General features: G+C 74.8%; 8 protein-coding genes and 1 pseudogene. 7 read left to right on the forward strand and 2 right to left on the reverse strand.

Annotation, left to right across the window (positions count from 1 at the left end; all coding sequences use genetic code 11):
- Positions 1 to 17: 17 nt before the first annotated feature.
- Together VFV67_RS16710 and VFV67_RS16715 are read right to left on the reverse strand one after the other, a co-directional pair.
- Positions 18 to 2387 (reverse strand): annotated as a pseudogene (locus VFV67_RS16710) (molybdopterin-dependent oxidoreductase); the annotation flags it as partial.
- 81 nt (positions 2388 to 2468) lie between these two features.
- Positions 2469 to 3044 (reverse strand): TetR/AcrR family transcriptional regulator, encoded by a 576-nt coding sequence (locus tag VFV67_RS16715; RefSeq protein ID WP_326471059.1) that lies wholly within the window; start codon positions 3042 to 3044, stop codon positions 2469 to 2471.
- A 48-nt stretch (positions 3045 to 3092) separates the two neighbouring features.
- On the opposite strand from VFV67_RS16715, the gene VFV67_RS16720 reads away from it, so the two are divergent.
- The 7 genes from VFV67_RS16720 to VFV67_RS16750 all read left to right on the forward strand — a co-directional run.
- On the forward strand, positions 3093 to 3977 hold the full coding sequence (locus tag VFV67_RS16720) for an ABC transporter ATP-binding protein (protein ID WP_326471061.1): 885 nt from the start codon (positions 3093 to 3095) through the stop codon (positions 3975 to 3977).
- Entirely contained in the window at positions 3974 to 4771 is a 798-nt protein-coding gene (locus VFV67_RS16725) for an ABC transporter permease subunit (RefSeq protein ID WP_326471063.1), read from the forward strand. Before VFV67_RS16720 ends, VFV67_RS16725 begins: the two co-directional genes overlap by 4 nt.
- A gap of 17 nt (positions 4772 to 4788) precedes the next feature.
- Entirely contained in the window at positions 4789 to 6180 is a 1392-nt protein-coding gene (locus VFV67_RS16730; RefSeq protein ID WP_326471064.1) for a phenylacetate--CoA ligase family protein, read from the forward strand.
- A 160-nt stretch (positions 6181 to 6340) separates the two neighbouring features.
- The gene (locus tag VFV67_RS16735) at positions 6341 to 8560 is read left to right on the forward strand and encodes a fibronectin type III domain-containing protein (protein ID WP_326471066.1); all 2220 of its coding nucleotides are present in this window, start codon (positions 6341 to 6343) and stop codon (positions 8558 to 8560) included.
- Positions 8557 to 9543 (forward strand): MoxR family ATPase, encoded by a 987-nt coding sequence (locus tag VFV67_RS16740; protein WP_326471068.1) that lies wholly within the window; start codon positions 8557 to 8559, stop codon positions 9541 to 9543. Before VFV67_RS16735 ends, VFV67_RS16740 begins: the two co-directional genes overlap by 4 nt.
- Complete coding sequence (locus tag VFV67_RS16745) at positions 9540 to 10691, forward strand: DUF58 domain-containing protein (protein WP_326471070.1); 1152 nt, start codon at positions 9540 to 9542, stop codon at positions 10689 to 10691. The genes VFV67_RS16740 and VFV67_RS16745 overlap by 4 nt, the downstream gene beginning before the upstream one ends.
- Positions 10688 to 12367 (forward strand): DUF3488 and transglutaminase-like domain-containing protein (locus VFV67_RS16750; RefSeq protein ID WP_326471071.1); only part of this gene is annotated, 1680 nt, incomplete at its 3' end. The genes VFV67_RS16745 and VFV67_RS16750, both read left to right, overlap by 4 nt.

Below are 12367 nucleotides of genomic sequence, written 5' to 3' on the forward strand. Positions count from 1 at the left end.
GGGGCCTGCGCGGCGGCCAGTTCCGGCACGGCCAGCCGGCCCACCGACATCCCGGCGTGCACCCGCAGCACCCGGGTGCGGCCCAGCCGGGTGTCCACCTCGACCTCCGCGACCTGCACGGCGCCGGTGTAGCCGCGGCCGACCCGGATCTGGCCGGTCAGCCGCATCATCCAGGTGGTGGCGAGGCCGATCGCGCCGGCACCGGCGAACGCCCGGGCTGCGCCCCTGGCGAGCGCGCGATCGTCACCGGACCGCGCCGTCCGCACCGAAAGGTCACCGGCCTTGGCGATCGCGTCCGGCCACGGCAGCAGGCCGCCGTCGTGCGCGACCCCGCCGGGATCCACCCGGCCACCGGCCAGGTCCAGCGTCTCGACCAGCGCGGCCTTGAGCCGCCGCGCCGCGTCCAGTGCGGCGGGTGCGATCGTGGCCGTGGTCCGGCTGCCGCCGGAGGCCGGGCCGCGCGGCAGCCGGCTGTCCCCGAGTCGCACCTCGACGTCGGCGCCGGCCAGCCCGAACTCGCCGGCCACGGTGGCGGCCAGCACGGAGCGGCTGCCGGTGCCCATGTCCTGCACGGCGGTGGCGACGACCAGGCGGCCACCCTCCACGCGCAGCTCCACCGGGCAGCCCGGTTCCCAGAAGTACCACCAGTTCGCCGCGGCTACCCCGATCCCGCGCCGGTACCGGCCGGTGCGCGGCAGGCCGGCCCGGTCCCGCCAGGCCGGCAGGGCGGCCGCCCACTCGTAGAGCCGCTGCCGGCCCGGCTCGGGGTCCCAGCGCCTGCGCAGCTCGATCGGGTCCCGGTCGAGCCGCCGCGCCGCCTCGTCCACGGCCTGCTCCAGCGCGAAGCACAGCAGCGGACCGCCCGGGCCGCGGAACGGCGCGCCGGGCATCGTGTTGGTGACCACGTCGTAGTCGAGCAGTTCCTTGGCCCTGGCCGGGTACATCAGCCGGGCGAACGCGGCGACCAGGGTGCCGACCGCCACCCCGGACTCGTTGTGCGCGGCCAGCCGCAGCGCGGCGAGCCGTTCGCCGTGCGCCAGCAGGGACAGCTCGATCCGGGCCGGCGGCCGGTGCCCGGCGGCGGACAGCTCGGCCAGCCGGTCCAGCGCGACCCGCACGGGCGCGCCGGACTCCCTGGCCAGCCGCACCGCGGCGATCGTCTCGGCGCGCAGGCCGAACTTGGCGCCGAAGCCGCCGCCGACGTGCTCGGCGATCACCCGCACCCGCTCCGGGGCCAACCGGAAGTGCTTGGCGAGTTCCGCGGCGAGCTGGGCCACGCCCTGGGTGGACGCGTGCACCTCGAGGTCCGCGCCGACGAACCGGGCCACCGCGGCGTGCGGCTCGAACGCGGTGTGCAGCTGGCTCTGCGTGGTGTAGGTGCCCTCGACCAGCAACGGGTCGCCACTCACCCGGGCCCGGTCGAGCAGCCGGCGGGCGGCGCGGCGGCGCTGCGAGAACGCGCTGACCGGGCCGCGGACGTTGCCGTGCCAGCGGGCCGGGGTGGGCGGGCCCTCACCGGCCACCGGCGGCTTGCGGTTGTCCCGCGGGTAGATCACCGGCGCGCCGGCCGCGGTCGCCTGCTCGGCGGTGATCGCCGCGGGCAGCGGGGTGTAGTCGACCACGATCCGGTCCAGCGCCGCCTCCGCGGTGCGCCGGTCGACCGCGGCCACGGCGGCGACCTCCTGGCCGGGATAGCGCACCAGCCGGTCCGGGCCGACCAGCTCCACCGCCGCCCGCACCCCGGCCACGGCCAGCGCGCCGGACAGGTCCACGGTGCCGACCCGGGCGTGCGGGTGCCACGAGCGCAGGATCGCGCCCTCCAGCTGGCCGTCGTGCGCGACGTCCACGGTGTACCGGGCCCGGCCGGCGATCTTGTCCGGGGCCTCGCGGCGCGGTCCGGTCACGTCGACCGGCTCGTCGAACCGGCCGGCGCAGGCGGCCCGCACGGCGGCGTGGATCTCCGGGTACGCGCCGCACCGGCACAGGTGGCCGGACAGCGCGGCGGCGACCTCGGCCGCGCTCGGCGCGGTGCTGCCGTGCTCGGCCCGCCACCGGTCGTGGAAGTCGACCGCCTCGACCACGAACCCCGGGGTGCAGAACCCGCACTGCAACGCGGCGTGCGCGGTGAACGCCCGCTGGATCGGGTGCCCGTCGCGGACCAGCCCCTCGACCGTCTCGACCGTCCGGCCGTCCAGCGCGGCGGCCGGCAGCAGGCAGCTCACCACCGGCTCGCCGTCCAGCCGGACGGTGCAGGCGCCGCACACGCCGGCACCGCACACCTGCTTGGTGCCGGTCAGCCGCAGCCGGTCGCGGAGCAGGTCCACCGCGGTGTCGTCGGGATCGGTCTCGAGGTCGTGCCGTTCGCCGTTCACCTCGACATGGACCATCTGCGCCTCCTGGGATCGCTGCGGAGTGAATGTTCACTCCGCAGGCCCGGGCGCGTCAACTCCGAGTTGAGAAGATCGGCGTCAGTTCTCAGGTTTGGCCAGCAGCGCCCAGGCGGCGTCCTCGGCCGCGGCCAGCTGCGCCCGGTCCAGCACCAGGCCGTCGTGGATCGTCCGGGCCAGCCCCACCGCGGCCCCGTACACCAGCGCGAGCAGCATCAACGGCTCCCCCGCCCGGATCTCGCCGACCCGCTGCCCGCGCACCACCATCTCCTCGCCCATCGCGGACACCCGGGCGGACAGCGCCGCGCTCTGCTCGTCCAGGTAGCTCTCGTGCTGCTGGAACTCGAGGAACCCGAACGCGTCCGGCCGTTCGGCGGCGAACGCCACCAGCCCGCCCCAGGCCCGGCGAAATGTCGTCCGGACCGGCTCATCCGGATCCGCCCCGGCGGTCAGCCGGTCGAGCAGCTCACCCTTCCAGCGCCGGAACACCGCGTTGCCCAGCGCCTCCTTGCTGGGGAAGTACCGGTAGAGCGTGCCGACCGACATGCCCGCGCGCTTGGCCACCTCGGCCACCGCGGCGCCGCCGTAGGTCTGCTCGGTGAACACCGACAGCGCGGCGTCCAGCAGCACCTCACGGGTCGGCGGACGATCGTTCACCCCGGGAAGAGTAGGTCACCGCCGGCCGGCCGGCGATAACATGCCCGAATGTCCATTGTGGAGATACGGGGACTCGTCAAGGACTACGGCAAGGTGCACGCCGTGCGCGGGATCGACCTCGACGTCGAGCCCGGCGAGGTGGTCGGGTTCCTCGGCCCGAACGGCGCCGGCAAGTCCACCACGATCCGCTGCCTGCTCGACCTGATCCGGCCGACCGCCGGCACGTTGCGACTGTTCGGCGCGGACACCCGCAAGCACGGCGTGGCCGCCCGGCAGAAGGTCGCCTACGTGCCCGCCGAGCTGCGGCTGCCGCCGAGGGCCACCGCGGGCGAGCTGCTCGACGTGCTGGCCAGGCTGCGCGGCGACTGCGACGCGGCGCGCCGGGCGGACGTCACCGCCCGGCTCGGCCTGGATCCGACCAAACCGGCCAAGGGCCTGTCCACCGGCAACCGGCGCAAGGTCGCCCTGGTCGGCGCGTTCATGAGCCGGGCCGAGCTGCTCGTCCTGGACGAACCCACCAGCGGGCTGGATCCGTTGCTGCAACAGGTGTTCCGGGATCTGGTGGGCGAGGCGAAGGGCCGCGGCACCGCCGTGCTGCTCTCCTCGCACTCGCTGGCCGAGGTGCAGCGCACCGCCGACCGCGCGGTGGTGCTGCGGTCCGGCCAGGTGGTCGCCCGCGGCACCGTGGACGAGCTGCGCGGTACCGCGGCGCAGCGGGTCGAGGCCGTGTTCGGCGCCGCGGCACCGGACCTGTCCGCGGTTCCCGGCCTGACCGACCTGCGCCGCGACGGCCGGCGGGTGCACGCCCGGTTCACCGGCCCGCCGGAACCGCTGCTGACCGCGCTGGCCGCGGTCCGCCCGCTCTCGGTGGAGATCGCCGAACCCGATCTCGAGGACGCCTTCCGCACCCTGTACGAGGAGCAGCCGTCATGACCGGCGTGCTGGTGGCCGGGGCGGCCCGGGCGGTGCGCCGGTCCTGGTTGCTGTGGGCCGTGTCGCTTGCCGCGCTGATCGGGTTGACCACCGCGTTCTGGCCGGCGTTCCGGGACAACCCGGAGTCCGGCGCGGCTGTCGCCGGCATGCCGGAGGGACTGGTCGAGGCGCTCGGCATCGAGGACCTGAGCAGCCCGGAGGGCTTCCTGTGGGGCAACCTCTACGCGCTCATCGTCCCGCTGCTGATGGCCTGCGCCGGCAGCTCCATCCTGACAACGCTGACCGCGCGCCAGGAGGACTCCGGACACTACGAGCTGATCCTCACCCAGCCGCTGTCCCGGACCGCCGCGCTGCTGGCCAGGATCGGCACCGCCACCGCGGCGATGGTCACCCTCGGCCTGGCCGTGCTGATCATCCAGCTCGCCTCGAACTCGATCTGGGAGCTGGACATCACCACCTCCCGGCTGGCCGCGACCGTGACCCTGTGCACCCTCACCGCCCTGGTGTCGGTCGGCGCCTGCGCGATCACCGCCGGGCTGACGCCGCGACCCGGCGCCGCCATGGCCGCCGGGGTCGGGATCGCGGTCGCCGGCTACGTCCTGTCCGCGCTGTTCCCCCTGCGCGAAGGCTGGGAGAACGCCAAGTACCTCGCCCCGTGGAACTGGGCTCTCGGCGGCAACCCGCTCACCACCGACACCGACCCCTGGCGCTACCTCGCCCCGCTCGCCCTCACCCTGGCCCTCACCACCGCCGCCCTGATCGCCTTCAACCGCCGCGACGTGCACGCACCCTGACCTGACAGAGTGGTCGCATGCGGCCCGAAGATCGTGTGGTTGAGCTGTTCCATCGGGTGGCCGGGTCGGTGCCGGCGTACCGGGAGTTTCTTGCCGAGCACGGGGTGGACCCGCGCGGGGTGCGGACGCTCGCCGAGTTCGCCCGGTTGCCGTTGCTGACCAAGGAGAACTATCTGCGCCGGCATCCGCTGCCACGGTTGTGCCGGGACGGGCGGCTGGCGGCGTGCGACATGATCGCGGTGTCGTCCGGGTCGACCGGGGAGCCGACGTTCTGGCCGCGGTTCGGCACCGACGAGCTGGCCGTGACGGACCGGTTCGAGCAGGTGTTCGTGGCCGGGTTCGGCGCGGCTGAGCGGAGCACGCTCGCGGTGGTGTGCTTTCCGTTGGGGACCTGGGTGGGCGGGCTGTACACGGTGGCCTGCGTGCGGCACCTGGCCGGGCGCGGGCTGCCGGTGACGGTGGTGGCGCCGGGCAACAACAAGGCGGAGATCCTGCGGGTGCTGCCCGCACTGGGCGGGTACTTCGACCAGGTGGTGCTGCTGGGTTATCCGCCGTTCGTGAAGGACGTGGTGGACACCGGGATCGCCGAGGGGCTGAACTGGTCCCGGTACGCCATCAAGCTGGTGCTCGCCGGCGAGGTGTTCAGCGAGGAGTGGCGGGACCTGCTGGCCCGGCGCGCCGGAATGGCCGATGTGGACCGGGACTCGGCCAGCCTGTACGGCACCGCCGATGCCGGGGTGCTTGGCAACGAGACGCCGCTTTCGGTGCGGGTGCGCCGGTTTCTGGCCGGGCGGCCGGAGCTGGCCCGCGAGCTGTTCGGCGACTCCCGGCTGCCCACGCTGGTGCAGTACGAACCGGCCGCCCGGTTCTTCGAGACCACCCCGGACGGCACCCTGGTCGTCTCGTGCGACAACGGAATCCCGTTGATCCGCTACCACATCGCCGACGAGGGCGGGCTGATCACCGCCGGCGAGCTGCTCGACTTCTGTGCCCGGCACGGGTTCGAGCCGGGCGCCGGGAGCGGGCAGCCGTTCGTCTACGTGTTCGGCCGCTCGCTGTTCACCGTGTCCTTCTTCGGTGCCAACATCTATCCGGAGAACGTGACGGTCGGGTTGGAGCAGCCGGAGGTGAGCGGCTGGGTGACCGGCAAGTTCGTGCTGGAGACGGTCGAGGACGCCGACCGGGACCGCCGCTTGCGAATCACGGTCGAGCTCGCGCCGCGGCAGGACGGCGGTGCCGAGCGGGAAGACGTCGTGGCGCGGTCGATCCTGGTCCAGCTGCGCCGGCTGAACAGCGAGTTCGCGCACTACGTTCCGGCACAGCGCCAACTGCCGCAGGTGGTGCTGCGCCCCAACGCCGACCCCGAGTACTTCCCGGTCGGCGTCAAGCACCGCTACACCCGGGGCTGACACCGGCGCCGGGTGCGGCACACCGTAAGCTCCGCCAATCCGGTGGCGGCCCGGTGACGAACGCGACTTGAAGATCTTTCGCGTCGACGGTCGGAACCGATGATTGCGACAAGATCCCATCCAGTAGCATTCCGCGCGAGATCGTGGGGAAGAGTTGGCGGTGGACATGCGGATCGGCATGGCGGGGAAGGTCCAACGGTTCTTCGGTAGGCGGGGCCGCACCCGGGAGTCGGCGAGCTACGGTGCCGCCGCGCTCGGCGTGCTGCTGCTGGTCGGTGCCGCACTGGGCAACGGGGTGGCCCGCACCGCCGTCGACGTCTCCGACGGTCTGACCTGGCTGTCCGACAGCCCGCGCGGCGAGGTGGTGCAGGTCAACCCGGCATCCGGCCGGCCGGAGACCCGATTACAGGTCAGCGGCGGCAACGCGGCGCTGGAGATCACGCAGAAGGACGGCCTGCTGGTCGTGCTGGACCGGCGCACCGGCCAGATCACCGTGATCGACCTGGCCACGTTGCTGGCCAGCGGCCGCCGCCAGGCCAACCCCGGGCCGGCCAGCAAGGTGCTGGTGTCCAACGGGCGGATCTACGTCGTCGACCGGACCACCGGCACCGTGCACAACGCCGACCCGGTGACCCTCGCCGACGTCGGCAAGGCATGGGAGGCCGGCCAGCCGCTGGCCGACGTGGTGGTCGACGACGACGGTGTGGTGTGGGCCGTCGACCACGGCGGCAACCTACACGCGCTGGAGTGGAACGACGGCGAATCCCGGTTCACCGAGCGCTCCGACGAGCGGATCCCGGGCGCCGGACCGAGCACCGTGCTGGTGCCGCACAAGAACGGCGTCACGCTGCTCGGCCTGGACAACGGCGTCGTGCGCCAAGCCGGCACCGGGCAGGACGTGTCCGCCTCCACCCCGCAACTGTCCGGCGAGGTGCTCGCGGCCCAGACCAGCCCGTCCGGACTGGTTCCGGCCGCCGTGCCGGGCTCCGGCACCGTGGTGATCGTGGCCGGCGACGCGGTGCTGCGGGTGAACGTCGCGGGGCTCGGCTGCGCCACCCCCGGCCGCCCGGTGGTGTTCCGGGACAAGGTGTACGTGCCGTGCCGCGGCGCCGGCAAGGTGATCGTGCTGGACCGGTCCGGCAACCGCGGCGGCCCCGACGTGTCGGCCGCGGGCTCCGGCGACCCCGAGGTGGTCACCGACGACGGCCACCTGTTCATCAGCGCGCCGGGCGCCGAGCGCGGCACGGTCGTCGACGCGGACGGCTCCACCCGCCAGGTGGTCATCCGCAGCCCCGAGTTGCAGGTGGTCAACCCGGACCGGCCGCCGATCCCCGAGGTGCCGTCACCGCCGCCGCCCAGCCCGCGCCGGCCGGACCCGCCCCGGGACAACCCGCGCAACAGCAACAACCCGCAGCCGCCGCGCGAGGAACCGCCGGGGCCACAGGTGCCGGGCGGCGGCGTGCCGACGAGCCAGACGCCGGCCAGCACCGCCCCGCCCGCGACCACCCCGCCCGCCGTGGCCGCCGTGCCCGGCGCCCCGCCCGGCATCACGGTCACGCTGGCCAGCCGCACCGCGGCCAACCTGTCCGTCACGGTGAGTTGGGGCGCGGCCCCGGCCAACGGCGCGCCGGTCACCGGGTACGCGGTCACGGCCACCGGGTCGTTCAACGGCGGCAACGCGAGCGCCACGACCAGCGGCACCAGCGTTGCGCTGACCTTCCCGTGCGCCGGCAGCAGCTTCTGCGACAACGGCCGGCTGGACGTGTCGGTCACCGCGACCAACTCGGCCGGCCGGGGACCGGCGGGCACCCGGCCATGGAACGTGCCGCTGCAGACGACCACGCCGCCACCGCCGCCGCCGACCACGCAGCCGCCGCCCCCGCCGCCGACCACCACCACCACCACCACCACGACCCCGCCGCCACCGCCGCCCGCGCCGGTGCCCACGGCCGGAGTCACGATCATCGGCACGCCGCAGCGGGTCGACCAGTACACCCGCACCCTGCCGCTCACCCCGCCGGCCGACTGGGCGAGCCACGACGGCCGGTGCGAGCTGGTGAACCTGACCCACGGCTACATCGACCCGGTCGCGTGCTCGGCGAACTCGGTCACGGTCCCCGTGGAGATCGGCTCCAACCGGGTCGTCCTCCGGGCACACGCGCGGGACGACAGCCGGTTCGTCGACTCGGCCGCGCGCCTGTTCAACGTGCGCAGCGAGGAACCCACGTGTGGCCGGGTGTTGTGCCTGAACGGCAACCGGCTGGTCGAACTGTCCCCGACCGACCCGGTCGATCCGGCCGGCCCGGCCGGTGCCGGGCTGGGTTTCCTTGCCCTCGCCGTGCTGCTGCGGATCGGCATCCGGCGCGGCGGCCGGACATGACCACCGTGGCCGGGCCGGCGATCGGGGAGCACGAGATCGCCGCCTTCCGGGTGCTGCACGCCCAGGTCGGCGACGCCGTCGAGACCGCGGTGCGCGGCAAGCGCGAGGTGATCGACCTGGTGCTGGTGGCCATGTTCGCCGGCGGTCACGTGCTGCTCGAGGACGTGCCGGGCACCGGGAAGACCACGCTGGCCCGGGCGGTGGCCGGCGCGCTCGGCGGGCTGTCCCGGCGGGTGCAGTTCACCCCCGACCTGCTGCCCTCCGACGTCACCGGCACCTCGGTGTACGACCCGCGCAGCGGACAGGTCCGGTTCCGGCCGGGCCCGGTGTTCGCCAACGTGGTGCTCGCCGACGAGATCAACCGGGCGGCGGCCAAGACCCAGTCCGCGCTGCTCGAGGTGATGGAGGAGCGCACCGTGACGGTGGACGGCGTCGCGCACGCGGTGCCGGACCCGTTCCTTGTGGTGGCCACCCAGAACCCGATCGACCTGGACGGCACCTACCGGCTGCCCGAGGCCCAGCTCGACCGGTTCATGCTGCGCACCACGATCGGCTATCCGGACCAGCAGCACGAACTGGACGTGCTGCGCCCGGGCAGCGGCGCCGGCCGGGTGGCCCAGGTGCCGACCGTGACCAGCCCGCAGATCGTGGCCCAGTACGGCCGGCTGCTCGCCAACCTGCACGTGGCCGAGCCGATCCTGCGCTATATCAGCGATCTGGGCACGTGGACCCGGTCGGCGCCCCAGCTGCGGCTGGGCGCAAGCACGCGCGGGCTGCGCACGCTGGTGCGCTGCGTGCAGGTGTACGCGGCCGCGCAGGGCCGGCACTTCGCGGTGCCGGGCGACGTGCAGCGGCTGCTCGAACCGGTGCTGGCGCACCGGCTGGTGCTGACCAGGGAGGCGTTGCTGGCCGGCGCCACGACCGCGGAGGTGCTCGCCGACACCCTGGCGGGTGTCCCGGTTCCCCGGCCGACCTCCCCATGACCGGGCGGATCCGGCTCACCGCACGGGGAGCCGGCGCCGGGCTGCTCGGCGGGTTGCTCGCCGGGCTCGGCATCTGGTGGAACTACCCGGGTCTGCTCGGCTTCGGCGTGGCGCTGGTCGGGTTGGCGCTGGCCGCGGTGGGCTCGCTGCTGCTGCCGGCGCCGGTGCGGGCGTCCCGGTCGGTGCGGCCGAGGACCGTGCAGCGGCTCGGGTCCTGCACCGGAACCCTGGAGCTGACCAGCGTGGCCCGCCGGCTCGCGGTCCAACTCGACGCCACCGACCGGGTCGGCGCGGATCCGGTCGGGATCGACGTGCCGCCGCTGCGGCCCGGGGAGCGCAACCGGGTCGAGTACCCGATTCCCACCGCGCGCCGCGGGTTGCTGTCGGTCGGCCCGCTGGTGCTGCGCCGGCGCGGGCTGGCCGGGTTGACCGAGGCGCGGACCGTGCTCGGCGAGGTGGTCGAGGTGCGGGTGGTGCCGCGGGTGCTGCCGGTGCGCGGGCTGCCGTCCGGGGCACGCCGCGGTCATGTCGGCGCCGACGAGCGGGTCGAGCGCGGCGGCACCGATCTGGTCGGGCTGCGGGAGTACATCCCGGGCGACGACCTGCGCCGGCTGCACTGGGCGACCAGCGCGCGGACCGGCACGCTGATGATCCGCGAGGACGCCGACCCGGCCCGCCCGCACCTGGCCGTCGTGCTGGACGACCGGGCCGGCGGGCACCCGGACCCGGACGGGTTCGAGGACGCGGTCGACGTGGCCGCGTCGCTGCTCACCTCGGCGATCTCCGCCGGGCATCCGGTCCGGCTGCTGGCCGCCTCCGGCGCGGTGGACGTCGAGGTGCCGGCCGGCGCGGTCGAGGACACCGACCTGGTGCTGGCCGCACTCGCCGAGCTGCGGCTGTCCGATCTGGCGGGTGCGCCGCTGTCCGTGCCGGTGCGGGATCTCGACGTGGTCGCCGTGGTGTGCGGTGCCGCCGCGGACCCGGGACCGCTGCTGCTCGAGGCCGGGCGGGCGGCGGTCGGGGTGCTGCTGGTGGTGGACCCGACGGCCGGTCCGGCTCCGTTGTCGGCGGTGGGCACCGTGCTGGTGCTGCGCGGCGCGCGAGTCGAGGAACTGGTGACCGCCTGGGACACGGTGGTGGTCCGGTGAGCGGGAGCGAACCATCCAACACCGCGAGCGGGAGCCAACCATCCAACACCAGCGTCCTGCGCCTGGGATGGTCGTTCGCGTTGCTCGCGGTGGGGGCGAGCCAGTTGGCGACCGCGTGGGCCGGGGTGCTGCCGGTGGCGGTGTTCGTCGCGGCGATCGCGGTGACCTATGGGCTGGTGCTGGCCGCCCGGGCGGCGCGGATGCCGGCCGGGTTCACCGTGATCGGGGTGCTGGTGCTGGCCGCTGGCGGAACCTACCTGCTGACCGGGGCGGCGACGCTGGACGCGGTGACCGACCTGATCCCCCGGCTGCTGACCGCGGTCCGGCCGGCGCCGCCGGTGGCCGCGCTGCTGGTGCCGGGTGCGCTGCTGGTGGTCGTGGTCGCGCTGGTGGTGGCGTTGTCCGTGCTGAGCCGCGGGCGGGCGCTGTTCGTGCCGGCGGCCGGCGCCGCGGTGCTCTACCTCGCGGCGGCGCTGCTCACCGCCGGGCAGGCCGACCCGCACGGCCTGGTGGCGCTGGCCATGGTGGCGCTGACCGGGTTCGGCTGGCTGGTGCTCGACCGGGCGGCCCGGACCCAGCGCGCCAGGGCAAGTGCGCTGGTACCGCCGGGAGTGCTGGTCGGCGCGCTGGCCGGGCTGGCCGTGCTGGTCGGCCTGCTGCCGTCCTCGGCCGCGCCGTTCGAGCCGCGCACGCTGATCTCGCCGCCGGTGGAGGATCTGCCGGTGGCCAGCCCGCTGCCGCAACTGTCGTCCTGGGCGTCGGCCGGGGACACCGAGCTGTTCCGGGTGCGCGGTCCGGACGTGCCGTTGCGGCTGGTGGCGCTCTCCGAGTACACCGGGGCGACCTGGCGGGCCGGGACGGTGTACGGGCCGCTCGGCGCGGTCGCCCCGCCCGAGCTGCCGGCCGGCATCCGGCCGGTGTCCGCCACGGTCGAGGTGACCGTCGGCGCGCTGGCCGGCCCGTGGCTGCCGGCCGCCGGCCGCCCGACCTACGTCAGCACCGCGGATGCCGTGGTGGACGCCGACTCCGGTTCCCTGGTCCTGCCCGCCGGCCTGCGCCCGGGACTGCAATACGAGGTGCGGTCCACAGTGGACACCGCAGAGGACCGGGACCTGCTTGGTGCCGCCGTTCCCGGGACCCGCCGCTACCTCGCCCTCCCCCAACTCCCCTTCTCCCTCGCCGAGTACGCCCGCCGCACCGTCGCCAATGCCCGCACCCCCTTCGAACAAGCCGTCGCCATCGAAGAGGTCGTCCGCACCAACCGCCGCACCGACGCCGAGGCCCCGGTCGGCTCCTCCTACGCCCGCCTGGAAACCTTCCTGTTCGCCCCGCCAGGCACCCCCGGCGCCGCGGAGGGAACCGCCGAACAGTTCGCCTCCGCCTTCGCCGTGCTGGCCCGCGCCGTCGGCCTCCCGTCCCGCATCGTCGTCGGCTTCCGCCCCAGCACCCCCGACGGCGTCGTCCGCGGCTCCGACGCCACCGCCTGGCCCGAGGTCTACTTCACCGGCTGGGGCTGGATCCCCTTCGACCCCATCCCCGGCACCAACTCCGGCGCCGACTCCACCTCCCGCCGCGAAGTCATCAACCGCCTCGCCACCCCCACCCCGACCCCCTCGACCCCCGCCCCCACCGGCCCACCACTCCCCACCGCCGCCCCCGTTCCCACCGATACGGCC

The sequence above is a fragment of the Actinophytocola sp. genome (genome assembly GCF_035762905.1).
In the GTDB taxonomy this organism is placed as follows: Bacteria; Actinomycetota; Actinomycetes; order Mycobacteriales; family Pseudonocardiaceae; genus DASYTH01.